The organism is Gluconobacter sp. DsW_056 (assembly GCF_002153595.1).
GTDB lineage: Bacteria > Pseudomonadota > Alphaproteobacteria > Acetobacterales > Acetobacteraceae > Gluconobacter > Gluconobacter albidus.
Window position 1 is genome coordinate 209201 of sequence record NZ_JOPF01000010.1, and the last position, 25029, is coordinate 234229.

Annotated in this window: 23 protein-coding genes and 1 tRNA gene; 12 read left to right on the forward strand and 12 right to left on the reverse strand. The window is 61.0% G+C overall.

Annotated features, from left to right (window positions below):
- Nucleotides 1–183: 183 nt before the first annotated feature.
- The 3 genes from HK22_RS10695 to HK22_RS10705 all read right to left on the reverse strand — a co-directional run bounded on the left by HK22_RS10695 (nucleotide 184) and on the right by HK22_RS10705 (nucleotide 4089).
- Nucleotides 184–2403 carry a pyrroloquinoline quinone-dependent dehydrogenase gene (locus HK22_RS10695; RefSeq protein WP_086649230.1) on the reverse strand — a complete coding sequence of 740 codons (2220 nt, stop codon included), beginning with the start codon at nucleotides 2401–2403 and terminating at the stop codon, nucleotides 184–186.
- Entirely contained in the window at nucleotides 2403–2783 is a 381-nt protein-coding gene (locus HK22_RS10700) for a glycerol dehydrogenase (protein WP_086649231.1), read from the reverse strand. Before HK22_RS10700 ends, HK22_RS10695 begins: the two co-directional genes overlap by 1 nt.
- Nucleotides 2784–2934: 151 nt before the next feature.
- A complete protein-coding gene (locus HK22_RS10705) occupies nucleotides 2935–4089 on the reverse strand; it encodes a hypothetical protein (RefSeq protein WP_197460351.1) in 1155 nt (384 codons plus the stop codon).
- Nucleotides 4090–4359: 270 nt separating this feature from the next.
- On the opposite strand from HK22_RS10705, the gene dnaK reads away from it, so the two are divergent.
- Both dnaK and dnaJ read left to right on the forward strand, forming a co-directional pair.
- Nucleotides 4360–6264 (forward strand): molecular chaperone DnaK, encoded by a 1905-nt coding sequence (gene dnaK, locus HK22_RS10710; RefSeq protein ID WP_062106664.1) that lies wholly within the window; start codon nucleotides 4360–4362, stop codon nucleotides 6262–6264.
- A gap of 145 nt (nucleotides 6265–6409) precedes the next feature.
- Nucleotides 6410–7552, forward strand: a complete 1143-nt coding sequence (dnaJ, locus tag HK22_RS10715; protein WP_062031118.1) for a molecular chaperone DnaJ — start codon at nucleotides 6410–6412, stop codon at nucleotides 7550–7552.
- Nucleotides 7553–7612: 60 nt separating this feature from the next.
- Here the strand turns inward: dnaJ and aroE are convergent, their stop codons facing one another.
- Together aroE and HK22_RS10725 are read right to left on the reverse strand one after the other, a co-directional pair.
- The gene (gene aroE / locus HK22_RS10720) at nucleotides 7613–8467 is read right to left on the reverse strand and encodes a shikimate dehydrogenase (RefSeq protein ID WP_086649232.1); all 855 of its coding nucleotides are present in this window, start codon (nucleotides 8465–8467) and stop codon (nucleotides 7613–7615) included.
- A gap of 191 nt (nucleotides 8468–8658) precedes the next feature.
- Nucleotides 8659–9264 (reverse strand): FMN-dependent NADH-azoreductase, encoded by a 606-nt coding sequence (locus HK22_RS10725; RefSeq protein ID WP_062031114.1) that lies wholly within the window; start codon nucleotides 9262–9264, stop codon nucleotides 8659–8661.
- Between the two features lie 91 nt (nucleotides 9265–9355).
- Here HK22_RS10725 and HK22_RS10730 point away from each other — a divergent pair, with 91 nt between their 5' ends.
- Together HK22_RS10730 and dapB are read left to right on the forward strand one after the other, a co-directional pair.
- On the forward strand, nucleotides 9356–9793 hold the full coding sequence (locus HK22_RS10730) for a helix-turn-helix domain-containing protein (protein ID WP_233142573.1): 438 nt from the start codon (nucleotides 9356–9358) through the stop codon (nucleotides 9791–9793).
- A gap of 24 nt (nucleotides 9794–9817) precedes the next feature.
- Nucleotides 9818–10564, forward strand: coding sequence for a 4-hydroxy-tetrahydrodipicolinate reductase (dapB, locus tag HK22_RS10735; RefSeq protein ID WP_086649233.1), 747 nt, complete (start codon nucleotides 9818–9820; stop codon nucleotides 10562–10564).
- Between the two features lie 77 nt (nucleotides 10565–10641).
- Here the strand turns inward: dapB and HK22_RS10740 are convergent, their stop codons facing one another.
- Entirely contained in the window at nucleotides 10642–11430 is a 789-nt protein-coding gene (locus HK22_RS10740; RefSeq protein ID WP_062031111.1) for an SDR family NAD(P)-dependent oxidoreductase, read from the reverse strand.
- Nucleotides 11431–11754: 324 nt separating this feature from the next.
- Here HK22_RS10740 and metK point away from each other — a divergent pair, with 324 nt between their 5' ends.
- The 7 genes from metK (at nucleotide 11755) to HK22_RS10775 (ending at nucleotide 18106) form a co-directional block, all read left to right on the forward strand.
- Complete coding sequence (gene metK / locus HK22_RS10745) at nucleotides 11755–12939, forward strand: methionine adenosyltransferase (protein ID WP_086649234.1); 1185 nt, start codon at nucleotides 11755–11757, stop codon at nucleotides 12937–12939.
- Nucleotides 12940–12954: 15 nt separating this feature from the next.
- Complete coding sequence (locus HK22_RS10750; RefSeq protein ID WP_077803481.1) at nucleotides 12955–13650, forward strand: tRNA (guanosine(46)-N(7))-methyltransferase TrmB; 696 nt, start codon at nucleotides 12955–12957, stop codon at nucleotides 13648–13650.
- Nucleotides 13651–13699: 49 nt separating this feature from the next.
- Complete coding sequence (locus HK22_RS10755) at nucleotides 13700–15340, forward strand: electron transfer flavoprotein-ubiquinone oxidoreductase (RefSeq protein WP_086649235.1); 1641 nt, start codon at nucleotides 13700–13702, stop codon at nucleotides 15338–15340.
- A gap of 118 nt (nucleotides 15341–15458) precedes the next feature.
- Nucleotides 15459–16208 carry an electron transfer flavoprotein subunit beta/FixA family protein gene (locus HK22_RS10760; protein ID WP_062031103.1) on the forward strand — a complete coding sequence of 250 codons (750 nt, stop codon included), beginning with the start codon at nucleotides 15459–15461 and terminating at the stop codon, nucleotides 16206–16208.
- The gene (locus HK22_RS10765) at nucleotides 16208–17113 is read left to right on the forward strand and encodes an FAD-binding protein (RefSeq protein ID WP_086649236.1); all 906 of its coding nucleotides are present in this window, start codon (nucleotides 16208–16210) and stop codon (nucleotides 17111–17113) included. Before HK22_RS10760 ends, HK22_RS10765 begins: the two co-directional genes overlap by 1 nt.
- 136 nt (nucleotides 17114–17249) lie before the next feature.
- Nucleotides 17250–17969 carry a signal peptidase I gene (lepB, locus tag HK22_RS10770; protein ID WP_086649237.1) on the forward strand — a complete coding sequence of 240 codons (720 nt, stop codon included), beginning with the start codon at nucleotides 17250–17252 and terminating at the stop codon, nucleotides 17967–17969.
- A gap of 60 nt (nucleotides 17970–18029) precedes the next feature.
- A tRNA-Pro gene (locus HK22_RS10775) sits at nucleotides 18030–18106 on the forward strand.
- 127 nt (nucleotides 18107–18233) lie between these two features.
- Here HK22_RS10775 and HK22_RS10780 read toward each other — a convergent pair.
- A complete protein-coding gene (locus HK22_RS10780) occupies nucleotides 18234–19544 on the reverse strand; it encodes a glycoside hydrolase family 68 protein (protein ID WP_062106689.1) in 1311 nt (436 codons plus the stop codon).
- A gap of 391 nt (nucleotides 19545–19935) precedes the next feature.
- Nucleotides 19936–20967: a ferrochelatase gene (gene hemH, locus HK22_RS10785; protein ID WP_086649346.1), complete on the reverse strand. Its 1032-nt coding sequence runs from the start codon at nucleotides 20965–20967 to the stop codon at nucleotides 19936–19938.
- Nucleotides 20968–21424: 457 nt separating this feature from the next.
- Here hemH and HK22_RS10790 point away from each other — a divergent pair, with 457 nt between their 5' ends.
- Nucleotides 21425–21847 (forward strand): host attachment protein, encoded by a 423-nt coding sequence (locus tag HK22_RS10790; protein ID WP_077803485.1) that lies wholly within the window; start codon nucleotides 21425–21427, stop codon nucleotides 21845–21847.
- A gap of 78 nt (nucleotides 21848–21925) precedes the next feature.
- On the opposite strand, the gene HK22_RS10795 is transcribed toward HK22_RS10790, so the two are convergent.
- The 4 genes from HK22_RS10795 to HK22_RS10810 form a co-directional block, all read right to left on the reverse strand.
- Entirely contained in the window at nucleotides 21926–22813 is an 888-nt protein-coding gene (locus tag HK22_RS10795) for an N-acetylmuramic acid 6-phosphate etherase (RefSeq protein WP_086649238.1), read from the reverse strand.
- Nucleotides 22810–23877, reverse strand: coding sequence for an aspartate-semialdehyde dehydrogenase (locus HK22_RS10800; RefSeq protein WP_062031092.1), 1068 nt, complete (start codon nucleotides 23875–23877; stop codon nucleotides 22810–22812). Before HK22_RS10800 ends, HK22_RS10795 begins: the two co-directional genes overlap by 4 nt.
- A 23-nt stretch (nucleotides 23878–23900) precedes the next feature.
- Nucleotides 23901–24539, reverse strand: coding sequence for a 2OG-Fe(II) oxygenase (locus tag HK22_RS10805; RefSeq protein ID WP_086649239.1), 639 nt, complete (start codon nucleotides 24537–24539; stop codon nucleotides 23901–23903).
- A gap of 80 nt (nucleotides 24540–24619) precedes the next feature.
- Complete coding sequence (locus HK22_RS10810) at nucleotides 24620–24943, reverse strand: hypothetical protein (RefSeq protein WP_062106711.1); 324 nt, start codon at nucleotides 24941–24943, stop codon at nucleotides 24620–24622.
- Nucleotides 24944–25029: the final 86 nt, after the last annotated feature.

The following is a 25029-nucleotide window of genomic DNA, read 5'->3' on the forward strand; positions in this document are numbered from 1 at the left end:
GCGGGGCCTGTTCCGGGAAGAGTATTTTCAGACGAAAACAGCCTGTAGCCGGGTCTGCATCCCCTTCCCACCCGAAAAATGGAAAAACCGCCCCTCGAAACGACAAAGGGGTGGCTCCCGTGCCATTTCCGGCACGAAAACCACCCCTGCGTCTTGCATCGGGAGCCTCAGCCCACGGTTTTGTCAGCCCTTGTGATCGGGCAGGGCGTAAACGACCAGCTGATCGCTGACCGGCGTCATCATGAAGTGGTGACCACCTGCCATAATGGCGACGTACTGGTGACCATTGGCTTCATAGGTCATCGGGTTGGCCTGTCCGCCGCCCGGCAGAACCGCGCTCCAGACCACCTTGCCCGTGTGTTCGTCGATGGCGCGGATCTGGTTATCCGTAGCCGCCGCGATGAACACCAGACCACCAGCCGTCACAACCGAACCACCATTGTTCGGTGTGCCGATTTCCCAGGGCAGACCTGTCGGCAGACCCCACGGACCATTGGCACGGGCCGTTCCCAGCGGATGCTGCCACAGCACCTTCTGACCGTGCTTCATGTCGATGGCCGTGATCATGCCATAGGGCGGACGGTTGCACATCATGCCCGTATACTGGTTCCAGAACGGGGTCACGACAATGCCATAAGGCGTGCCGTCCATGGCGCCGTTACCTTCGGCTCCACCGCCACCCGGCTTGTAGTTCGGGTCGTCGATCGGCATCAGGCCAAGCTGGTCGGCCTTCTTGCGGGTTACGAGCTGGTCATACATCGGGGTGATGTTCCAGTTCGCAATCAGGATGCCGCTCTGCGGATCATAGGACATGGAGCCCCAGTCGCTGCCGCCGTTATAGCCAGGATATTCGATCCACGGCTTGTCGACGCTCGGCACGGTGAACTCACCCGTATAGTTCGCGCGGCGGAACTTGATACGGCAGAAGAGCTGGTCAAGCGGAGACATGCCCCACATGTCCGTCTCTTTCAGGTCCGGCACGCGCAGGGCCGGCATTCCCGTAGACCAGGGCTGCGTCGGCGAACGCGGATCACCCGGGATCACGCCCGGCGACGGAGCAGGACGCTCCTCGACCGGCAGAATGGGCTTGCCATCACGACGATCCAGCACGAAGGTCTGGCCGCGCTTGGTCGGCATGATCAGCGCAGGAACGGTCTGACCGTCGGCACCGGGCATGTCCATCAGCGTCGCCTGCGAGCCGATGTCATAGTCCCAGACGTCTTTGTGAGCCGTCTGGAAGACCCAGCGCGGCGCGCCCGTCTTTACGTCGATGGCGACAACTGCGGAAGACACCTTGTTTTCTTCAGGGCTACGCAGCGCACTGTAATAGTCCGAAGCCGAGTTTCCGGTCGGAACGTAAACGAGGCCGAGCGCATTGTCGCCCGTCATCGCAGCCCAGGAGTTCGGCGTACCACGGCTGTAATGGTTGTTGCCGGTCGGCTGGCTGTGATCGTTGGGATTGTTCACATCCCAGGCCCACAGGAACTTGCCGCTTTCGGCGTCATAACCACGGATCACGCCCGACGGCGCCCAGCGGCGCTGGCCGTCGAGGACTTCGTGGTTGACCACGACCACACCGTTCACGATCGGCGGCGGCGTCGTCATGGACACGAAACCGGGGACAGACTCGCCCATGCCCTGCATCAGGTTGACCTGACCGCCATGCCCGAAGCCCTCGCACAGATTGCCGGTCGCAGCATCAACCGCGATCAGACGCATATCAAGCGTGCCTTCAAGAATACGGTTGTGGCAGGGCTGGCCTTCCGGCACCTGCGACGACGTGAAATACGTCACGCCCTTACACGCGGCGGTGTAGGGAATGGCTTCGTATTTCTCGTTGATGTTGTGGCGCCAGATCTCTTTGCCCGTCGCCGGGTCGAGCTTCATGATGTCGTTCTGTGCCGAACACATATAGAGCCCGTCACCCACCTTGATCGGCGTGGTTTCGGCAGCCCATTTGTTCGTCTGTCCCGGACGCGGATAGCTGCCGGTGTGATAGACGAAAGCCACCTTGAGCTGGTCGGCATTCTGCGGCGTGATTTCCGACAGCGGCGAATAACGCGTCTGACTGTCATCGCGACCATAGGCGGACCAGTCCCCCTGCGCGGGAGCAGCACTCTGCTGCGGCGCCATCTGCGGAACGTCGTTCGGATCCATGGACCCGATATCCGGCAGGTTGGCGGCATTCACGCCCGGAGCCTGAGGTGCGTAGGGAGACGGGCCGGAGAAACGGCTCGTACTGGCAGGAGTCGTTGCCGTCGGTTCGTCGGCATTGCCGGGGCCAGGAACGGCATCCGTCGGCGAACCACCACTTCCGGCAGGAGCGAACTGGGCATTGGCGGCCAGCGGAGCACAGGCCAGCGTCACGCAGGCTGCGGTGGCGAGAAGATGGGATCTGCGCATCAGACGGCTCCCCTCAGGGTGCGGCGGGTTTCCAGTCGGCGAAGAACAGGAATGGTGAGAACGACAAGGATACCCAGCAGCGTGGGGCCGAAATCGCGCGGCAGAAGATCAACCGGGCTGAAGCCCACTTCCCACAGCGACCAGACCCAGGTGTAGGCAAGAGCGCCCAGATAGAGGAATGCGCCGAGCGTGCGCCCCAGAACCATAAACACGCCGCTGGCAACCAGCAGAACGCCGCAGATCAGATAATAGACGGAGCCGCCCAGCATCGCGAGTTGAGCCCCGCCGATAACAAAGAACAGCCCCACCAGAACGATAACAACCCCGAGCACGAGCGTGAGCCACTCGGTCAGGGTCCTGTTGCCATAAGTATTTGGCATCGGTGAAAGCCTCCTGCACTGATACCCCGGACGGTAATTGCAGACTTTCAGGAAAGCTACGGCTCTTTTTCAATATTCCCGTATTCCACTCTAACAAAACCGTGTTCGAATACAGTTCCATTTCGGTGAATTCAAATAAACGTTATTCCTATTACCCAGCCGGAATCGTGACAACCGCTCCGCCCGTATGGTTGGTCGCCGCAAGAGCCGCCAGAACCTGCACCATCGTAAAGGCCAGTTTGCTCTGGAAATCCCGGTCGCTGATCCAGAACCATGCATTGTGATAACTGACGGCAGCATAGGAACCGTCAGGCTCTTCCTTGCCCGAATGGATCACGACTTCCGGCCGGTTCTCGATTCCAACCTGACCGATCGTCGGCGGTGTGCGACCAGCCTTGATGTCGTCTTCCGGAACCTCGACCTCATAGGCGAGCTGCGTCAGCATCGCGAGCATCGAGCGCGTCAGGATCGCAATCTGGCCTGGATGTTTGGGATAAGGCCCATAAACGATCTCGGCTTCTTCCGCCGTCGGATCGAGATGCAGCAGACGGCGCACTTCCGCCTGAATGGCGAGCAGATTGCTTTCAGAGGTAGACGTCAGGACAAGATAGGAGCGTTCGGAACCGGGCCCACCGCCATTGCCTCCGCCATTACCGTCGGATTTTCCACCGGTCTTCTTGCTGTCCGGCGGTGTCGGAGGATCGGTCGTGATCCGGATGGTCATGGCCCCCGCGACCTGAAGCTGCCTCAGGTCATGCAGCAGCAGATAGAACCGTACGGACCCGCCACCAAACGGCCCCGCACCAAGGCCGCGCACATTGGAGAGGCCGTCAATGGACTGCGCCGTCAGACGCAGCAGCGTGTCGATCGGCAGACCGCCAAGGCTGAGAGGCATGATGACGGTTGGCGAGATCGGCCGGACCACGTTCTCGGCGTATTGCTGGCCCGTCACGGGCTGATAGGTGAAAGTCGGGCTTTCCCCCATCGACATCGTCCCTGTCCCGAACAGGTAGTTTCCCACGGCCGTCGCCGGATAGGCATAGAAACCGCCGCTGACGCTCTTGGAAACGCTGTAACCCGCAATCACCTGTGTCGTATCGAGGAAGGTCGGCGGATCGGCATACCGCAGCCGCACGATGTTGAGCAGCATCTCGTGCTTCTGGGTATCCCCCAGCGCACGGGAATATTCGAGCTGGTCATTGCGCAGCTTTCCCGGCCCCATCGGGCCACAGGCAGACAGCCCGGTTGCGGAAAAACAGGTCAGGACAGCCAGCAGCGTGGCACGAAAGTAGGAATGATTCGGCATGGCTGTGTGAAGACTGTCCCATTGGCAGGCAAAGCGGAAGGCCCGACCTTACTAAAGGGCGATGCGCATATCTGAAACCGCCATCTTTCCTTTCAGGACCCGGCGGGACAAGATTCTCGACGAAATGTGTCGTCGAAGTGCTTGAAACACCTTCCAGCCTTGCCTAGATCAGTAGTCGAAACACAGGCCCGTGAGGGTCTGGGGACGTCAATAGGGTTCGATCCGGTGCCTCACAGGGCCGGGACGGACCGCTGAGAGGACTGATTTTACATGAGCAAAGTCATTGGCATTGACCTTGGTACCACCAACTCCTGCGTTGCCGTACGCGAGGGTGATGAAACCAAGGTGATCGAAAACAGCGAAGGCGCCCGCACGACGCCGTCCATGGTCGCTTTCACCGACAAGGGTGAGCGTCTCGTCGGACAGGCCGCGAAACGTCAGGCTGTGACCAACCCCGCCAACACCCTCTACGCCGTCAAGCGCCTGATCGGCCGTCGTTACGACGACCCGACCGTCCAGAAGGACAAGGAAATGGTGCCGTACGGCATCGTCCGTGGCGATAACGGCGACGCATGGGTCGAAGCCCGCGGCGAGAAGTATGCTCCGTCGCAGATCGCAGCCTATGTTCTGGGCAAGATGAAGGAAACCGCCGAAAGCTATCTCGGCGAGACCGTCTCCCAGGCCGTCATCACGGTTCCGGCCTACTTCAACGACGCCCAGCGTCAGGCCACGCGTGACGCTGGCAAGATCGCCGGCCTCGAAGTTCTGCGCATCATCAACGAGCCGACCGCAGCAGCCCTCGCCTATGGCCTTGGCAAGCGCGATTCCGGTACGGTGGCCGTGTATGACCTTGGTGGCGGCACGTTCGACGTCTCCATCCTCGAGATCTCCGACGGCGTGATCGAAGTGAAGTCCACGAACGGCGACACGTTCCTGGGCGGTGAAGATTTCGACAACCGCATCATCGGCTTCCTGGCTGACGAGTTCAAGAAAGAGCAGGGCATCGACCTGCGTGGCGACAAACTCGCCCTGCAGCGCCTCAAGGAAGCCGCCGAAAAGGCCAAGATCGAGCTGTCCTCCTCCAAGGAGACCGAGATCAACCTGCCGTTCATCACGGCTGATGCCTCCGGCCCGAAGCACCTCGTCGTCAAGCTGTCCCGCGCCAAGCTGGAAAGCCTCGTCGATGATCTGGTGCAGCGTACGCTCGGCCCGTGCCGTGCAGCCATCAAGGATGCGTCCGTCTCCCCTAGCGAGATCGACGAAGTCATTCTCGTTGGCGGCATGACGCGTATGCCGAAGGTCATCGAAACGGTTAAGGAATTCTTCGGCAAGGAACCGGCCCGCAACGTCAATCCGGACGAAGTGGTCGCCATCGGTGCTGCCGTTCAGGGCGCTGTCCTGAAGGGTGACGTCAAGGACGTCCTGCTCCTCGACGTGACACCGCTGTCGCTGGGTATCGAAACGCTGGGTGGCGTGTTCACCCGTCTGATCGACCGCAACACGACGATCCCGACCAAGAAGAGCCAGACCTTCTCCACGGCCGAAGACAACCAGAACGCCGTGACCATCAAGGTCTATCAGGGCGAGCGTGAGATGGCGGCTGACAACAAGCTGCTGGGCAACTTCGACCTTCAGGGCATTGCTCCGGCGCCGCGCGGCATGCCGCAGATCGAAGTCACCTTCGACATCGACGCCAACGGCATCGTGAACGTGTCCGCCAAGGACAAGGCCACGAACAAGGAACAACAGATCAAGATCCAGGCCTCTGGCGGTCTGTCTGACTCCGACATCGACCGCATGGTCAAGGACGCGGAAGCCAATGCGACCGCCGACAAGGCCAAGCGTGAGCTGGTCGAGCTGCGCAACAGCACGGAAAGCCTCATCCACCAGACCGAGAAGTCCATCACCGAAGGTGGCGACAAGGTTCCGGCGGCTGACAAGTCCGAAGCGGAAGCCGCTATTGCCGAAGCCCGCGAAGCTCTGGGTGGCGACAACCTCGAGGCCCTGAAGGCTGCCAGCGACAAGCTGACGCAGGCTGCCATGAAGGTTGGTCAGGCTGTCTATCAGGCCGGTCAGGGTGCTGAAGGCGCTGCTGCTCCGGAAGCCGAAAAGAAGGACGACAACGTCGTCGATGCCGACTTCGAAGACCTCGAAGACGATCACAAGAAGAACTGATCGGGTGACTTTCCCGGATGGAGCCGAACGCTCCGTCCGGCCCTGTTTTCCGAGGGCGCCCGTTCCCGCAAGGGGGTGGGCGCCATTCTTGTTTTTCCGGCCCATAACAGGGACCGCCTTCCGGAACGCCCCCTAAGGACCGAACATGGCCACCAGAATCGACTATTACGAATCCCTCGAAGTCTCCCGCACGGCCTCGCCGGACGAGCTGAAAAAAGCCTTCCGCAAGCAGGCCATGCGCTTTCACCCCGACCGCAATCCGGGGGATGACGCCGCCGAGCAGAAGTTCAAGGAAATCAACGAAGCCTATGATGTCCTGAAGGACGCGCAGAAGCGCGCCGCCTATGACCAGTACGGCCATGATGCCTTCGAAGGTGGCATGGGCGGAATGGGTGGCGGCTTCGGCGGTGGTTTTGCCGGTGCAGGCGGTCTGGGCGACATCTTCGACCAGATGTTCGGAGACATGATGGGCGGCCGTCGGGGTGGTGGACGCCGGACCGGGGCGGATGTCCAGGTTCAGGTCGAAATCACACTGATGGAAGCCTTCACGGGCGTGAAGAAGGATGTCGAGGTCCGCACCCGCGTGGCCTGCGAATCCTGCCACGGTTCGGGTTCGGCCGATCCCAAGGCGGGCAGCACCACATGTCCGACCTGTCACGGCGCGGGGAAGGTCCGGGCGCAGCAGGGCTTTTTCCTAGTCGAGCGCCCCTGCCCGACCTGTCATGGTTCGGGACGGACCGTCGCCAATCCGTGCAAGGTCTGTCACGGCACGGGAACGCAGGCGAAGACCGAGACCATCAGCATCGACATCCCCGCCGGCGTCGAGGATGGCACCCGCATCCGCATGGCGGGCAAGGGCGAAGCTGGAGGTGAAGGCGTGCAGCCGGGCGATCTGTATGTCCACATCTCTGTTCTGTCGCATGACATTTTCCAGCGCGACGGCGCGAACATTTACTGCCGCGTTCCGCTGCGCATGACTCAGGCCGCTCTGGGCACGGAAGTGGAAGTACCGGTTGTGGATGGCGGCCGCAGCAAGGTCCGCATCCCTGCCGGAACCCAGACGGGCGAGACGTTCCGTCTTCGCGGCAAGGGTTTCTCGGTCCTGCGCTCCTCGGCCCGTGGGGACATGTATATTCAGGTCTCGGTCGAAACGCCGAGCCATCTGACGAAGCGCCAGCGCGAGCTTCTTGAAGAATTCGAGAAGGAAGCCGGGGACGACCACGCCAAAGGCAGCCCCGAGAGCAGCGGCTTCTTCGCCAAGGTCCGCGACTTCTTCGACGGCCGCTGATCTTTATCAGGCTCACGAAAAACCCCGGTGCCCTCCCTGAAGGCACCGGGGTTTTTTATGTCAGGCCGCGCCGAAAATATCCTTCAGGGTCTTTTCCATCACCCCGGCATCCAGCGTCTTGCCCAGCCAGTGCTCCACGCCGATCACGCCCTGATTGACCAGCATCCCGAGCCCATCCAGCACGGTGCAGCCCTTGCCTTCCGCTTCGCGCAGCAGGCGCGTTCTGGGCGGGTTCGGGATCACATCAGCGACGATCAGCCCCTTGCGCAGGGTCTCGACCTTCAGCGGGGGCATGGTTTCGGAATCCCCCAGACCGATGGACGTCGCGTTGATCAAGATGTCCACGTCCTCCGGCACACTGGCGTCACCCTCCCAAGCCTGAACGTCCGCCTTGGCCGACGTGTTGTCCCGAACGAGGGCAGCGATGGTTTCGGCTTTCTTCGGGTCGCGGTTCATGACGGTGATATGGGCGGCGGAGGCCAGACCCAGTTCCACGGCGATGGCGCGCGCGGCACCACCTGCCCCCAGAAGCAGGACTTTCTTGCCGGATGGGTCCGTGACCTTTTTGAGAGAGGCCAGAAAGCCCTTGCCGTCCGTATTGTCGCCGATCAGACGGCCATCGCGGATGGAGACACAGTTCACGGCCCCGATGATCCGGGCGGATTCGGCAACTTCGTCCAGATGCTCGATCACCGCGACCTTGTGCGGCAGGGAACAGTTGAACCCGACCCATTCCATGGCCCGCGCGCCCGCCACGGCGTCCTTCAGACCCTCGGCCTTGACGTCGCAGTTAATGTAGCGGGCATCAATATCGTGGTGCCGGTAGGCCGCCTCGATCATGGCAACGGTGGGGTTGTCATCGCAGGGTGTCGAGAACGATCCCGTCAGGATGCTGCGGAAATTCTGCTGGCTCATGAAAGGCTCCTCGGATCTGTGCAGTCTTGCGTTCACACGACATGACGCACGGACGCGCAAAAGGTCCATTCACTTTCCGGAAATCTTGATTTTCCGGACGCCTCCGGGCCGTGCCCGATACTGAAACTCCGGCCCTAAATTCCGGCCGATCGCCTTGTAAAAAAAACGACCGGCCGGAGAGCCAGAAGACCTTAGAGCGCGCTGGCTTTTTGTTCCGCGTCCGACAGAATGCGGGCACGGTCGGCACCGCCATTCGTGGCGAGACCCTCGGCTTCAATCACGGTGATGTCCGTAATGCCGATCATGGTGAAGACAGATTTCAGATAGCTGAGCTGATGCTCGAAGGACGCTGCGGGCGAGCCTTCGCCATACAGGCCGCCACGCGCCACGGCGAGCACGACTGCCTTGCCCTTGGCCAGACCCTCGATCCCACCCGCGCCATAGCGGAAGGTCTGACCCGCCACCATAATGCGGTCGATCCAGGATTTGAGCTGGCTGGGAATCGACAGGTTGTACATCGGCACGCCGATGACGACGACATCCGCCGCCTTGAAATCATTCAGAGCCTTTGCGCTGGCGACCAGTTCGGGACGGGCCGACACATCCGGCGTCAGCTCTTTGCCCAGCCAGGACAGCGCTTCGACATCCAGATGCGGCAGCGGATCGCTGGCGAGATCGAGGGAAATGACCTCGACGGACGGGTCTTTCTTGCGGAACTGGGCGACAGCGGCGGCGCTGACCTGACGGCTGGCAGAGCTGTCACCGAGAATGCTGGAATCGATGTGAAGAAGTTTCATTTTGATCTTTCCGGTTCCTGATCGTAACCAGCACCAGATAAGGAACCTTTGAACCCCGCCGCAAGAAGGCACATTCCGGAGCCATAGGCACATGGATGTTCGCGTCAGTGATACCGTTTCTCCCCCCAAGCCATCCGCAGGGCCGAATACGGCCACTCTGGACTGCTCGCAGAACGAGGATGCCTGCGCCGTCATCCGCTCCATTCTTGCCCGCACGACGGACAAGTGGAGCATCCTGATCGTCAAATCGCTCGGACGCGGGCCGCACCGTTTCAGCGAACTGCGCCGTGCGATCGACGGGATTTCGCAGCGGATGCTGACGCTCACCCTGCGCAATCTGGAGCGCGACGGCCTCGTCCTGCGGACCGTCACCCCGACGACTCCGCCGCGCGTGGATTATGAACTCACGACGCTCGGGGAATCGCTGTGGACGCTGACGGAGGCCTTCGGTCAGTGGGCGCTGTCCAACCGGCCCGAAATCGAGGCCGCCCGCAGCCGTTTTGACGCCCGGCTAGACGCCAACATCTGATTTTTCCGTTCTGATGGACCGACCATGACCCTGATTTCCGCTCCCCGCATTGGTATCGCCGGCATTACGGGCCGGCTTGGAACGCTCTGCGCCGAAGAAGCAGGCAACGCCCTCATCGGCGGCCTCTCCCGCACCGCAGACGCCCAACGCAACATCACAACCGACCCTGCCACGCTCGCGAAGAACTGCGATGTGGTGATTGATGTCAGCCACGCCACGACGGTCCCGGCCCATGCGGCGGCCTTCGCGCAGGCCGGATGTGCATGGGTTCTGGGAACCACCGGGCTCGACCAGGGCGCGCAGGACGCCGTGAACGCAGCGGCGCAGCATATTCCCGTCCTTCAGGCCGCCAATTTCTCACCCGCACTGACGCTGTTTCTGGAACTGGCCCGGCAGCTTGGCGCAGGACTGCCGGATTATGATGCGGAAATTCTGGAGGTTCATCACCGCCAGAAACTGGACGCGCCATCCGGCACGGCACTGGCGATCGGAAAGGCCGTAGCGGAAGGGCGTGGAGTCGCGCTCGAAGACGTGGCCCGGACCGACCAGAACGGTCTGCGCCCGGACGGAGCGATCGGATTCGCCTCCCTGCGGGGCGGGCAGATCGTGGGCGAACATGACCTGGTCCTGATGGCGGCGGACGAACAGATCACCCTGTCCCATCGCGCACTGGACCGCAGGGTCTTCGCCAGAGGCGCCCTGCTCGCCGCAAAATGGCTCGCCGGACGCCCTGCAGGCCTCTACACAATGGCAGACGCCTTAAAACCCTGAACCTAAAACAGGGTGCAGGGATCAAGATCCCTGCCGGGTCCGGGCAAAGCCCGGACTCCCCGATCAACCACCAGTAATCAACCTCCGGCAATCGGCAGGTTCACACCCGTCATGAAGCTGGAATCGTCCCCCAGCAGAAACGCCACCACGCCCGGGATTTCGTTGATGTCGCCATAACGGCGCATCGGGACGCTGCCGATCATCTGCTCGGACACCACCTTGGGATCGGTGGAGAAATACTGGCTTCCGACCTTGGCCTGAAGTTCGACCTGACGCTCCCACATGAAACCGGGGCCCATGTAACCGGGGCTGATGGCGTTCACGCGGATGTTGTATGGCGCGAGATCCAGCGCGGCGGTTTCGGTCAGGGCGATGATGGCACCCTTGGAGGCACCGTAGGCGGCCATGTTTGGCGGCCCCTTCACACCGGCCATGCTGGCCGTGTTGACAACACGACCATAGTTCTGGGCGATCATCTGGCGCGTAACGGCCTTGAGGACATGGAAGGCGCCGGTGACGTTGATCGTCAGCACGCGCGCGAAATCCTCGGACGGATAATCCTGAACAGGGGCGAACGCGCCCTGATACCCGGCATTGTTGAACAGGAAGTCGATCTTCCCGAAATCCCGGACCACAGCGTCCACAGTCTCGGTCACGGCCTCTTCGGACGTCACGTTACAGACATAGGAGCGGGCTTCGACGCCCTTTTCACGGACGGCGGCTTCCGCCTTTTCCAGAGCTTCCCGGTTCATGTCCAGCAGGGCGATGGCCGTTCCTTCCCCGGCCAAACGAAGGGCGGTCGCAAGACCGATATTGCCACCTGCGCCGGTGACGAGACAAACTTTACCGCTAAACTGATTCGACATTCCAAACGCCTCAAATTCCCTGTTTGCCCACAACCGTACCCCTGACAGGCAATGCCGGTTACGGGGCTGTAAACGCAGCATGAACGGTGTCGTTGAAAAATGAAACGGGGGCCTGCGCTCTCTTTTTCGTAATTTCTGTCCGGTTTTTTTGTAATTTCAGGCTGATTTTCGGGACTTTCCCGCAGAAAACCGCGTTCAGACCTCACACGGCCCCTTGACCCTTGCGCCCAATTCCGCCAAGCCGTCCCCTCCCTGAATGCCACAGTCCGCCTGCCAAGGCACGCTGTGGCCCTTCTCACCACTCATTCCCTGCGAGGTCCCTGAGTGCGCAATCACGGCGATTTCCTTTTCACGTCCGAGTCCGTTTCCGAGGGCCATCCCGACAAGGTGGCGGACCGCATTTCCGATACCGTTCTGGACGCCTATCTGCAGGCCGATCCGGAAGCGCGTGTTGCCTGTGAGACGCTGGTCACCACCAACCGCGTCATCCTGGCCGGTGAAGTCCGCGGCCCCAAAGAGGTCGAAGACACGCTGATCGACCGCGCCCGTGAAGCCATCAAGGACATCGGCTACGACCAGGAAGGTTTCTCTTGGAAGAAGGCCGACATCACCTCCTACCTGCACGCACAGTCCGCCGACATCGCCCAGGGCGTTGACAGCGGCAGCGACAAGGACGAGGGCGCTGGTGACCAGGGCATCATGTTCGGCTACGCCACGCGCGAAACCGAACACCTGATGCCTGCGCCGCTGTTCTATGCGCAGACGATCCTCGAGCGCATCCGCGACTACCGCAAGAACGGTGATGCCCGTGGCGTCGGCCTTCTGCCGGATGCCAAGAGCCAGGTCACGCTGCGTTATGTCGACGGCAAGCCCGTTGGCGTCACGTCCGTCGTGATTTCCACGCAGCATGTCGAAGGCATGAGCCAGCACACGATCCGCGAGACCCTGCGCGACGTGGTCAACGGCATCCTGCCGGAAGGCTGGACCTGCCCGGAAGACGAGTTCTACGTGAACCCGACCGGAAACTTCGTCATCGGTGGACCGGACGGCGACGCAGGCCTCACGGGCCGCAAGATCATCGTTGACACCTATGGTGGCGCAGCCCCGCATGGTGGTGGCGCATTCTCCGGCAAGGACCCCACGAAGGTGGACCGTTCGGCAGCCTATGCCGCACGTTACCTCGCCAAGAACGTCGTGGCTGCCGGCCTTGCCGACCGCTGCACGATCCAGCTCAGCTACGCCATCGGCGTGTCCAAGCCGCTCTCGGTCTATGTTGACCTCGACGGCACGGGCAAGGACGTGGACGAAGCCCGTCTGGGGGCGATCCTCAACGAGGTTGTGGACCTGTCCCCGCGCGGCATCCGCAAGCATCTGCGTCTGAACCGTCCGATCTATGTTCCGACCTCCGCTTACGGCCATTTCGGTCGTGCGCCGGATCCGGTTCTGGACAACTTCACCTGGGAACAGACCGATCTGGTCACCACGCTGCGTGGCGCCCTGAACCGGTAATCTGGCAGAAAACCCCTGGTCGAGTCTCTCAAACCCCAGCCGGAGCGGCTTTATGGCCGTCAACGCGGCCATCCGCTCCGGGCCCGGCAGCAGCACCTTCTTGAGAAGGCGCTGCCCCGGCTTTCCTTCACTTCACCGGAGAATCCCGCTGCGGGGTTCTCCGATGCGGTCTCGCGCGTCTTTCTCGAAATCGGTTTTGGTGGCGGCGAACATGCCGTCGGTCAGGCCGAACTGAACCCGGATGTCGGCTATATCGCCTCCGAGGTCTTCGAGAACGGGCTGTGCTCCCTGCTTTCGCGCCTCGTGCCCGAAGGTGAGGAAGACACAGCCACGCCGCCTCCCCATTTCCGCATCTGGGCCGAAGATGCCCGCCTGCTGCTCAAGGACATGCCCGATGCGTGTCTGGACCGGGCGTATCTGATGTTCCCGGACCCGTGGCCCAAGGCCCGGCATGCCAAGCGCCGCTTCGTGCATCCGGAAAACATCAAGCAGATGCACCGCGTCCTGAAACCCGGCGCCATCTGGCGCGTCGCCAGTGACCATCCCGTCTATCAGGAATGGGTCACGGAGGTGATGGGCAAGCAGGATCTGTTCGATGCGCCGCCCCCGGCCAAGGAACGTCCCGAAGGCTGGTCGCCCACACGCTATGAAGCCAAGGCCTTCCGCGAAGGGCGCGTGCCGTTCTACTGGACTTTCACGCGCCGTCCCTGAAACCCACGCCAAACCCTTATCCCAGTTATTCAGCGAGTTTCCTGACATCATGACCCAGATCGAACGCGAAGAAATGGAATTCGATGTCGTGGTGGTCGGTGGCGGTCCCGCCGGTCTGTCCGCCGCGATCCGCCTGAAACAGCTGATGCCGGATGCAGGCGTCTGCCTGATCGAAAAAGGCAGCGAGATCGGCGCCCATATCGTGTCGGGCGCCGTTATCGAGCCCCGCACGCTCGATGAACTTCTGCCGAACTGGCGCGATCTGGACGCCCCCCTGCGGACGCAGGTGACGGAAGAGCGGATGCTGTTCCTCACCGAAACGCGCTCCTTCGCCGTTCCGTATCTGGACCGCGTGATGCCGCAGATGGCCAATCACGGAAACTATGTTGTCTCGCTTGGCGAAGTCTGCCGCTGGCTCGGCGAGCAGGCCGAGGCTCTGGGCGTGGAAATCTATCCGGGCTTCTCGGGCGCGGAACTGTTTATCGAAAATGACCACGTCGCTGGCGTCATCACGGGCGACATGGGTATCGAACGCAACGGCGAATACGGGCCGAACTTCACGCCCGGCATGATCCTGCGCGCAAAGCAGACCATCCTGACCGAAGGCGCCCGCGGCTCCCTCACCGGCCACGCCATGAAGCGTTTCGGCCTGCGCAAGGGCGTGGAGCCGCAGACCTATGGCCTCGGCGTCAAGGAAGTCTGGGAAATCCCGGCGGAAAAACATCGTCCGGGCCTCGTGCAGCACAGTTTCGGCTGGCCGCTCGACGATCACACCTATGGCGGCGCCTGGCTTTATCATTTCGGGGAAAATCTGGTCAGCTTTGGCTTCGTGACCGGCCTCGATTACGCCAACACCTATCTGTCCCCGTTCGAAGAAATGCAGCGGACCAAGCTGCACCCGGCCTTCCGGGAGCATTTCGAAGGCGGCAAGCGCCTGATCTACGGCGCACGAGCCCTGTCGGAAGGCGGCTTCCAGTCCATTCCGCGCCTGACCTTCCCCGGCGGCGTTCTGGCTGGTGACTCGGCGGGCTTCCTGAACGTGCCCAAGATCAAGGGCACACATACGGCCATGAAATCCGGCATGATCGCGGCTGAGGCCGTGGCCGAGGCTCTGGAAAAGGACAGGAAGGAAGCCGCCAGCATGACGGCGCGCGTCCAGCAGTCCTGGCTATGGTCCGAACTGCGCGACGTCCGCAACATCCGCCCGGCCTTCGCAAAATGGGGCATGAAGCTCGGCGCGATTTATGCGGGCATCGACAGCATGATCCTGCGCGGCCGTGCCCCCTGGACGCTGCATCACCCACATGCCGATAACGAAACGCTGCGTCCGGCTTCGCTGTGCACGAAAATCGACTATCCTAAGCCCGACGGGAAGATCACCTTCGATCGCGTCAGTTCGGTCTTCCTGAGCAGCACGAATCACGAGGAGAACCAGCCGGTTCACCTCAAACTCCGCAACGAGTCCGTCTGGCAGACCGTCAATCACGACGTGTTCGATTCGCCCGAAAGCCGTTATTGCCCGGCCGGTGTGTATGAACAGGAACAGACGGGCGAAAATGCCTGGCAGCTCCGGATCAACGCCCAGAACTGCGTGCACTGCAAGACCTGCGACATCAAGGACCCGACGCAGAACATCGACTGGTGCACGCCCGAAGGCGGCGGCGGTCCGAATTATCCGGTTGGGATGTAATTTTCTTCCCGAAAGAGGGCCCGCAAAACGGCATGACCAGAGCGGAATGTGACTTTTCCGGTCAGTCCCGCTACGGTGGCGCCCGTTTTTGTGGCGGCGACAGCAGCGAAAGATGACGATGAAAGTTCTGGTCCCAGTCAAACGGGTGGTCGATTACAACGTCAAGGTACGTGTAGCGGCCGATGGCAGCGGTGTCGAAACGCAGGGCGTGAAAATGTCCATGAATCCGTTCGACGAAATCGCAGTCGAAGAAGCAGTGCGCCTTCGTGAAAAAGGCGCGGCCAAGGAAGTCGTGGTCGTGACCGTCGGCGCACAGGCCGCTCAGGACGTGCTGCGTACGGCCATGGCGATGGGTGCAGACCGCGCCATCCTCGTCCGCACCGACGACACGCTTGAGCCGCGCGCCGTGGCCAACGTGCTCAAGGCGATCGCCACGCGCGAAGAGGCTGGCCTGATCTGCATGGGCAAGCAGGCGATCGACGACGACATGAACGCTACGGGCCAGATCCTGGCCGCAAAGCTCGGCTGGCCGCAGGGCACGTTCGCCAGCGCTGTGACGGTTGCCGATGGCCGTATCGAAGTTGCCCGCGAGATTGATGGCGGCACGGAAGTCGTGTCCCTCACGCTCCCGGCCGTGGTGACGGCGGATCTGCGCCTCAACGAGCCGCGCTATGCGTCCCTTCCGAACATCATGAAGGCCCGCAAGAAGCCGCTTGAGACGGTCGAAATCGACAGCCTCGGCGTTGATACGGCGTCGCGCCTGACGGTGGTCTCGGTGGCCGAACCCGCCGAGCGCAAGGAAGGCGTGAAAGTGAACAGCGCGGCCGAACTGGTCGAGAAGCTCAAGACAGAAGCGAAGGTGATCTGATGACCGCTCTTGTTCTGGTTGAAGTCGAAAACGGCGCGGTCCGTCAGGCTTCCCGTTCGGCTGTTGCCGCGGCCTCCCGCTTCGGTGCCGTCGATGCCATCGTGTTCGGAGACGGCGCACAGGCCGCTGCCGCCCTGCCGGGTGTGACGCGCGTCCTCAGCGTTCCGGGTCTGGTCAACGATCTGGCCGAGCCCGCCGCCGATCTGCTGGCTGCCCGCGCGAAAGACTACAGCCATATCCTGGCCGCAGCCTCCGCCACCGGCAAAAACATCCTGCCGCGTCTGGCAGGCCTGCTGGACGTGCAGCCCATCCCCGATGTGGTCGAGATCAAGGACGCCGACACCTTCGTGCGCCCGATCTATGCCGGCAACGCACTGGCGACGGTCCGCTCTTCCGACAGCATCAAGGTGCTGACGATCCGTGGCTCCAATTTCGATCCGGTTGCTGCCGAAGGTGGGTCCGCCACGGTTGAGACAATCGAAGCTCCGGCCAGCGAGAAGTCCGTTTTCGTGAAGGTCGAGCTTTCGGCATCCGATCGCCCGGAACTGGAATCTGCCCGCGTGGTGATTTCCGGCGGCAAGGGCCTGAAAGACGCTGCGAACTTCAAGCTGCTCGAACCCATCGCCGACAAGCTGAACGCCGCCATCGGCGCGTCCCGTGCGGCCGTGGATTCCGGTTTTGCCCCCAACGAAATGCAGGTCGGCCAGACCGGCAAGATCGTGGCGCCGGAACTCTACATCGCCGTCGGTCTGTCGGGTGCGATCCAGCATCTGGCCGGCATGAAAGACAGCCGCGTCATCGTGGCCATCAACACCGATTCGGAAGCGCCGATTTTCAAGGTCGCCGATTACGGCATCGTGGGTGATCTGTTCGAGGTCCTCCCGACGCTCGAAAAAGCGCTGTAAGGCACCGTTCGCCTGAAACGACAAAAAAGGGGCGCCCCATGACGGAACGCCCCTTTTTTCATGACAGGATCTGACGCAGGTTTAACTGGCACTCCGGCCTCCATGAGGCACTCTGTCGGGCACGGAGACCCTCATCATGACCCGCATCCCAACCCTGCGCCAGCTTGCCCGCGACATCCTGTCCTGCCTGCCCGTCCTTCTGGGCTGCCTGACCATTCACAGCGCTCTTGCCGCCGCTTACATCGTGCCTTCGGCCTCCATGGAGCCGACACTGCGGATCGGCGACCAGATCGGCGTCATCGTCCCGTCCTACGGCCTCAGCACGGCCAATCTGCCGTTCGGAACGTTTCTGAAGCCCTCTTCCGAAACGGACAGCCGCCTGTTCGGACGCCTGCCCCATCGCGGCGACGTGGTCGTGTTCCGCGCACCTGCCAACCTGCATCAGACCTGGGTCAAACGCGTCATCGGACTTCCGGGCGACACGGTGGCCCTGATGCATGGCCGGGTCATCCTGAACGGAACGGTGCTTCCATGGAAAGACATGGGACCAACCCGCGAGGAAAGCCGAAAGAACGTCTGGCGTGCGGCAGAACGCTATGAAGAAACCCTGCCGGGAAACATCCGCCACAACATTCTCAAAATGTCGCAGGATGGAGACCTGGACAACATTGCCCCCTTCAGCATTCCGGCCAACCATCTGTTCGTTATGGGCGACAACCGTGACAACTCCGCCGACTCGCGCATCAACGTAGCGGACGGGGGCGTCGGGCTCCTTCCCGTCTGGAACCTTCAGGGGCAGGCCCGCGCCGTCCTGTGGTCATGGCGGGATATCGGCAGAACGGCGCTCGTTCTCTGATTTTTCGCCCTAACCCTCTTGCAGGAAAGCGTTAACCCCTGTAGGAGAAGCGCCGTCGGCCGGAGTGTAGCTCAGCCTGGTAGAGCACTGTGTTCGGGACGCAGGGGCCGGAGGTTCGAATCCTCTCACTCCGACCAGCCGATAGTTTTCCAGAAATCGCCAAAACTGTTTCAGGCCCACAGGCCAGCGCATTTCTGCGTCTGAAATTCAGAACCTGAAACGCAAAAAAATGCCCTCCCCCTTTCGGGAGAGGGCAAAACGGCTTCAGGAACGCTTGTCAAAGGCCGAAGAGGTCGGCCAGACGCCCTGGGCATAAACCTGCCCGTAAGCGTGGACTTCCGTCAGATAGGTCCGCTCACCTTCGAGGACGATCTTCACGGTCGGTGCGAGCGTACCACCGATGCGATAGGTCGCCGGGTCCTGCGGGTCAGCCGAACCGGGCTGCGGCAGGGTATCAATGAAGGACTGCACGTAACCGGCAGGATCGACGAAGTGCGAGTAGGTCTCGTACGGAGCAGCAGACGGGTTACCCAGTACAAGGCCCGAACCGTTCAGCGGTGCATATGGACCGAAAATACCGTTCCGGGACACGAAACCATACACACCATCCGGACCCGTGCTGTTGCCGGTGAAGGTGGAGTGATGGGAGATCGTGAACAGATAGGTCAGACCGTCCTGGAAGACGACATGCGGGCGCTCCGTCTGGTCATTGACGCCAAGCGCCGTGACGAGGGCCGGCAGCATTTCCCATTTGGAGAAATCACCCCGCGTGGAGTCGGATGTCAGGCGGGCAATGCCGATGGCAGCAGCGCCATACTGCGCACCAGCCGGAACGGTCGTGGCAGGCGGAACCGGACCCATCTCGTCGGAACCGATGGTGAAGTTCCCGCGCATACCCGGAACATTGCCTTCAAACAGGGCATAGATCTGGTTGTCGTCAGGATTGCGGAAGATATGCGGATCGCGGAAATCCCAGTAGGCGTCTTCGACGATGTTGGCGTAGTTCACGCCGTCTGCCTGGAACATGTCCGTGCAGACATCGAAGCCCTCGAACCAGACGCCGGTGGCATCTGCCAGAATGCGGCCCGTCGTGTAGGACGGAACAGACTCGGACGGCGTATCGTTGACCGAGGTATAGAACAGATCGACCGTATTGGCGCTGTTCTCGCGCATAACGGCACAACCGGACCATTCCCAGCTGCGGGAGTTGGCGCCTTCCTTGATGACACGGCCACCGAACTTCCAGTCCGCGCCATTGCCGGTGCGGCTGTAGTAGTAGCCGATATAGGAATAGTTGTTGCGGCTGTGCCAGCCCTCGGTCGTATCGCCCGTGGCGGCACGATCGGCAACGAGGGCGAACATGACGTACCAGCCCTTGAAGGTCACGGTCTTGCCGTGAATGTCGCGCAGCAGCCAGGTGTCCCACTGCCACACATCGGAATCGATGACGGGAAATGCGTAGTCGATGACCGGCATGGTCGTCGTCGGATCATCGGCACGGATCTTCATCGCATCAGCGATCGTCCAGCGCGAACCCGACTGGACTGCGCTTTGCGTGCTGGAAACAGCGTTCATGAGTTTTCCTGTAGCTGAAAAAGAATAGAACCAGACGCACGCCAGCATCCGAAACCCTGTTTCAGGTCCGGATGCTGGAGAGCCGTATAAAAAGAAGAATTAAACTCTGCACTGAGCCAAAATTTCTACGCAGAAAAACATATCTTGTTTCTGAAATGCGCAACAAAAAAGGCTGCTTCTTGCGAAAGCAGCCTTTTCAAAATTCTTTAACCTGAAATTGAGTTTTTAACGAGCAATCAATTACGTTTCATGGCTCAGTGCCACAGTTATAGGAAAAAGCTGCGCGCAATGCAAGCAGAAAATTTCCATCTGCCTTTGCAGGCTCCGATTCATAAAAAAACCCACCTGCTATCAGGTGGGTTTTTTTAAAGGAACCTGAAGGCCGCAGAACTCAGCCGCGCTGAAAACCGGCCAGCGCGGATCGCGAAAGCTCTTCCAGAAGATCAATCGCGCCTTTCGAGTCGTTCAGACAGGGCACGAGCGCAAACTCCTCTCCCCCTGCTTCCATGAATTCTTCCCGAAGCTCGTTCCCGATTTCATCCAGCGTTTCGATGCAGTCCGTCATGAAACCAGGCATGATAACGGCAATCTTCGTAATTCCCTGTGACGGAAGGGCTTTGACGAAAGGCGCCGTATAGGGCTGGATCCATTCAAGCGGCCCGAAGCGGGACTGGAACGTCAGGGGCATCTGCGCCTCACTCAGTCCCAGAGCCGTCCGCAGTCCGGCGATCGTCCGCTCACATTCGTCCCGATACGTATCGCCCTTTTCGATGCAGGTTTTGGGAAGACCATGAAACGACGCAACGATCTGCTGCGGCTTGAAGGTCAGTCCCGCCAGCGTATCCTGAACGGACGTTTCAAGCGCGCGGATGAAAGCAGGATGATCCGGAAAAGACGGAACCGTCAGAACGGCGGGCTGGCGTCGCAGACGCATGAGCGCACGGAAAAGCTGGTCGTTGGCCGTGGCGGTCGTGGTTGCGGAATACTGCGGATAAAGCGCAATGCTAACGATCCGGTCGCAGCCCTGATCCATCAGGCTTTCCAGCGCTTTTGCAACGGAAGGGCGGCCATAACGCATTCCCCATTCCACTGGCACGCCATCGGCTTTAAGGCGCGCAGCAAGCCCTTCAGCCTGCCGACGGGTATAGACCCGCAAGGGGGATGCATTCTCGTCCCGATCCCAGATCCGCGCATAATTGGCGCCGCTGGCGAAAGGGCGTTTTGTCAGGATGATGCCCTGTAGAATGGGCTGCCAGATCAGGGGAGGACTCTCGATGACGCGACGGTCAGAGAGAAACTCGCTCAGATATCTTCTGACTGAGAAATAGCCTGTATCGTCAGGCGTACCCAGATTGATCAGAAGAACACCCGTCCTGCCTTCCGGCGGAGGAGTAGTGCGGGGGGTTTTATGTAAGAAAGCCATGGTGCCCTCACTGTGGAACCGGGCACGCATTCAGGTAAAGAGGGAAAACGTCCGGGGATACGCGTCCCTTGCGGGACGCTATCGTCGGTGCCTTACTTTCGCATAGGAAACATCCGGTTTCCGGGTCCCTTGCAGCAAAGTATAGGCGAACACCGCAACAACGGCAGCCATCGGACCAACATACGGCAGAAGAGTATTCGTCAGAGCCATACTTGCCTCCTTTGAGCCTTTGGAAAAGATTTTCCGGTAAGCTCAATTCAGAGATTGGGCACATCTCTTCCGCATTTCAAGAAAAAAATCGGAATTCTTCAAAAAACATTCAAAAAAATGAAATATTCTCCTTTTTTCAATGACTTGATCGAATACGACTCTGCACCACCTTGGCAGACACAGGCAACCATCCCACCTCAGAACTGTTACAGACGCATCGTCCGATTTTGATTAAGGATTTCCAGAGATGGCTACACAGGACCCCGTCATTTACGTTGTCGCTGACGGCGAAAAAGCCCGTTTTCTGCGGCTTGAAGGGTCGCAGCTCCGCACCATCGAAACCTTTGACCTGCACAAGGGGTCCAGCGCGGAAAAAGACGTCTCCTCCATCAAGGCACCGCACGAAAACCCGCACGAACAGCTCAAGGTGCACTTCACCCGCGATCTGGCCGGCCATATCAACAAGGCCGCACAGAGCCGCGACGTCGAAGGCATCCTGCTTGTCGCTCCGGCGCAGGCTTCGCATGAAATCCGCGAGCATCTCGACAAGCCGACCACCAAGAAGCTCTTCAAAACGCTGGTCAAGGATCTGGTCAATACGCCGGATCACGACCTGCTGAAGCATCTCGACCGCCCGGAAACAGGCTGGGCCGAACTCGCTTCCGTCTGATTCCGATCAGATCACGTGAGAGGCCCTCGAATGGCCTCTCACGTGATACGGGGCCTTCTCATCCCGATTGCGCCGCCTTTAAAGTCCGGCGAGCGCCAGATGCAGATGCCCCTGACACCGCTCCAGAAGCGGTTCAATTTCCGCCAGAGCCACACCGTGCCGCAGCAGAACGGCCCGTTTCGTATTTCCCTGCACAAGCCTCAGGGCGTCCCGTGCCTCTTCGGCCGTTCCTCCGGCCAGTTCCATGACCATCCGTTCCGCGCGCGCCTGAAGCTTCTCGTTGCTGATGCGCATGTCCACCATGCGCCCACGATAGACATGCCCCAGACGCGTCATCAGCGCGGTGGAAAACAGGTTCAGCGTGACTTTCTGCGCCGTCCCGGCGGCCATACGCGTCGAGCCCGCCAGAACCTCGGCTCCCGTCGGAATACAGATCCCAAATTCCGCTTCCCGCAGCAGGCGCGACTCCGGATTACCACTCACACCGATCGTCAGGGCTCCGACTTCCCGTCCAAGCTGAACGACCGCACACGTGTAAGGCGTATTGCCGCTCGCCGCGACGCCGATCACCACGTCCTGCGCAGTCGGGTAATAGTCCATCAGATCAAGCCGTGCCTGATCTTCCCGGTCTTCCGCACCTTCCGCCGCCTGTGTCGTCGCCCCTGCCCCACCAGCGAGCAGCAGGACCAGCTTCTCCGGCGCCACACCAAAGGTCGGCGTCAGTTCCACGCCATCCTGCAATCCGATCCGCCCCGACGTCCCGGCCCCCGCATAGACCAGCCGCCCCCCGGCCTGAAGCCTGGGGACAGCCGCCTCAACAGCGCGCTCGATGGACGGCAAGGCTTCACCCACCCGATCCAGAGCCGCCTTCTGCGACGTCAGAAGCCGACCCAGCAGAGCATCGAGCGGCAGGCGCTCGATATCTTCATTGGCCGCGAGAACCGTCTCCGTGCGCGACGCCGTCATTCGGACTCGTCTTCATCCGGAATTTCATTGCGACGGAAAAGCTGGCCGTCCTTCAGAAGTCCCTGCGCGACAATGCTTTCCGCAATCTGGACCGCATTGAGGGCCGCACCCTTGCGCAGATTGTCGGACACACACCACAGCGCCAGACCATTCTCGACAGACGGATCAATCCGCAGGCGGGACACATAAGTCGCATCCTCGCCCACACATTCGATCGGCGTGACGTAACCACCATCCTCGCGCTCGTCCCGCAGAATCACACCCGGCGCCTTGCGCAGCGCCTCGCGTGCCTTCTTCAGATCAACCGGCTTCTCGCATTCAATGCTGATGGCCTCGGAGTGACCGATGAACACCGGGACACGCACACAGGTCGCCAGAACCTTGATGTCCGGGTCCATGATCTTGCGGGTTTCGACAGCCATCTTCCATTCTTCCTTGGTCGCACCGTCGTCCATGAAACGGTCGATATGGGGAATGACGTTGAAGGCAATCTGCTTGGTGAACTGCGCGACCGTCGGCGGATCGTTGACGAAGGTGCCCTTGGTCTGGGCGAACAGCTCGTCCATCCCGTCCTTGCCCGCGCCTGAAACGGCCTGATAGGTCGAGACCACGATGCGCTTGATGCGGAACAGGTCATGCAGCGGCTTGAGCGCCACGAGCATCTGTGCGGTTGAGCAGTTCGGGTTGGCGATGATGCCCCGGCTCGCCTTGCCAATCGCCGCCGCGTTCACTTCCGGCACGATCAGGGGCACGCCCGGCTCCATGCGGAAATGGGACGTGTTGTCGATCACGACGCATCCGGCAGCCGCAGCCTTGGGCGCATAAACGGCCGAAACCGCCCCACCCGGCGAGAACAGCGCAATATCCCAGCCCTTGAAGTCGAACGTCTCGAGATTCTGAACCTTCAGGACCGTCTTGTCCCCAAAGGAAATCTCGCGCCCTGCCGAACGCGGCGAGGCCAGCGCCACAACCTCATCGACCGGAAATTCCCGCTCCGCCAGAATTCGCAGCAGTTCACGCCCCACCGCACCCGTGGCGCCAACAACCGCAACCCGATAACCCATGATCTTTTCCCGTTCCCTGAAAATCAGCCCGAAAAGGGCAGACGCTTTAAAAGCGCCGACAGACGGTGCCGCCGCAGTTCGTAGCGGGCCTTGCGCCCCGTCGCCATATAGTTGAGCTGGATCGCATAGCGCGTTCCGACAAACTGCCGGTGTCCGTGCCAGGTGGCCGGCCCGTTCGGAAACACCAGAAGCGTTCCTTCGGCGGGCGTCACCTCAACATCGAAATCCTCGACATCATCCGGCCCGTTCAGCAGCCGCAGACAGCCATCGCGCGAGGCCCAGTCCTCCCCGCGCGGATTGAGATACAGCAGGATCGTGACGAGCTTGGCCTCGGAATCCCGATGGATCCGCCCGTCTTTTTCCCGCGTGCGGCCGCGGACCGTCAGCATGGTCGGCGCATCCGCCAGATCCAGCCCGAATTTCTCCGCCACCAGGGCCTTGAGCTTCGGCCCCTGCAATTCCGCAATCATGCCCGCAACACGCGGCGTCAGCTTCAGCGCTTCCGGCGGGAAAGAGCCGCCGGATTTCATCTCCGGCAGGTCCGAGACAACCGCCTTCAGATCGTCATTGCCGATGAAATGCGGCACCACCAGATGCGGAAACGGTTTTTCCGCAACCGGCGCGCTCTCGAACGCATCATAATCAAGAGAAATCCTGCTCATGGCGCGGAAGGCTAGACGCGGCCCACGCCGGCGACAAGGCCTATTCCACACATGTGAGACCTGCCTTTTACGAAAGAATATTACCCCCGCAGCGGCTTATGCGCCCTCACCATCCGGCTCGTCGCCAGATAACGGACATATCCTGCCCCCAGACGGTTCGCACCCCCCATACAGACATGAGGCCCCGGCAGGGACGAGATCCGTCCGTCCCACACGGTATGAAGCAGGCGCGGATCCGTCCGGCATTCCAGCGTCCGGTGATCCACTCCCGACTGCCCCGCATCCTCCGCCAGAACGGAATGCGCGGACAGGTTGTCCCGACGCGGCTCCTGCGCTCCCGCCGACAGACCTGTCAACGCAAGACCACTTCCCGTCAGAACTGCAAGAAACAGCAGAGCACGCATCAGCGAAACTCCCATCCAACAAGGCCGGCTCAGGACCGGTCGGTTAACAAGACGACTCTCGGGTATTAAAAGTTGCGGCAACTTTG

Bases quoted from the DNA above. Each gene is read 5' to 3' on its own strand.
- HK22_RS10695 (WP_086649230.1), bottom strand. From the start codon at position 2,403: ATGCGCAGATCCCATCTTCTCGCCACCGCAGCCTGCGTGACGCTGGCC.
- HK22_RS10700 (WP_086649231.1), bottom strand. From the start codon at position 2,783: ATGCCAAATACTTATGGCAACAGGACCCTGACCGAGTGGCTCACGCTC.
- HK22_RS10705 (WP_197460351.1), bottom strand. From the start codon at position 4,089: ATGCCGAATCATTCCTACTTTCGTGCCACGCTGCTGGCTGTCCTGACC.
- dnaK (WP_062106664.1), top strand. From the start codon at position 4,360: ATGAGCAAAGTCATTGGCATTGACCTTGGTACCACCAACTCCTGCGTT.
- dnaJ (WP_062031118.1), top strand. From the start codon at position 6,410: ATGGCCACCAGAATCGACTATTACGAATCCCTCGAAGTCTCCCGCACG.
- aroE (WP_086649232.1), bottom strand. From the start codon at position 8,467: ATGAGCCAGCAGAATTTCCGCAGCATCCTGACGGGATCGTTCTCGACA.
- HK22_RS10725 (WP_062031114.1), bottom strand. From the start codon at position 9,264: ATGAAACTTCTTCACATCGATTCCAGCATTCTCGGTGACAGCTCTGCC.
- HK22_RS10730 (WP_233142573.1), top strand. From the start codon at position 9,356: ATGGATGTTCGCGTCAGTGATACCGTTTCTCCCCCCAAGCCATCCGCA.
- dapB (WP_086649233.1), top strand. From the start codon at position 9,818: ATGACCCTGATTTCCGCTCCCCGCATTGGTATCGCCGGCATTACGGGC.
- HK22_RS10740 (WP_062031111.1), bottom strand. From the start codon at position 11,430: ATGTCGAATCAGTTTAGCGGTAAAGTTTGTCTCGTCACCGGCGCAGGT.
- HK22_RS10755 (WP_086649235.1), top strand. From the start codon at position 13,700: ATGACCCAGATCGAACGCGAAGAAATGGAATTCGATGTCGTGGTGGTC.
- HK22_RS10760 (WP_062031103.1), top strand. From the start codon at position 15,459: ATGAAAGTTCTGGTCCCAGTCAAACGGGTGGTCGATTACAACGTCAAG.
- HK22_RS10765 (WP_086649236.1), top strand. From the start codon at position 16,208: ATGACCGCTCTTGTTCTGGTTGAAGTCGAAAACGGCGCGGTCCGTCAG.
- lepB (WP_086649237.1), top strand. From the start codon at position 17,250: ATGACCCGCATCCCAACCCTGCGCCAGCTTGCCCGCGACATCCTGTCC.
- HK22_RS10780 (WP_062106689.1), bottom strand. From the start codon at position 19,544: ATGAACGCTGTTTCCAGCACGCAAAGCGCAGTCCAGTCGGGTTCGCGC.
- hemH (WP_086649346.1), bottom strand. From the start codon at position 20,967: ATGGCTTTCTTACATAAAACCCCCCGCACTACTCCTCCGCCGGAAGGC.
- HK22_RS10790 (WP_077803485.1), top strand. From the start codon at position 21,425: ATGGCTACACAGGACCCCGTCATTTACGTTGTCGCTGACGGCGAAAAA.
- HK22_RS10795 (WP_086649238.1), bottom strand. From the start codon at position 22,813: ATGACGGCGTCGCGCACGGAGACGGTTCTCGCGGCCAATGAAGATATC.
- HK22_RS10800 (WP_062031092.1), bottom strand. From the start codon at position 23,877: ATGGGTTATCGGGTTGCGGTTGTTGGCGCCACGGGTGCGGTGGGGCGT.
- HK22_RS10805 (WP_086649239.1), bottom strand. From the start codon at position 24,539: ATGAGCAGGATTTCTCTTGATTATGATGCGTTCGAGAGCGCGCCGGTT.
- HK22_RS10810 (WP_062106711.1), bottom strand. From the start codon at position 24,943: ATGCGTGCTCTGCTGTTTCTTGCAGTTCTGACGGGAAGTGGTCTTGCG.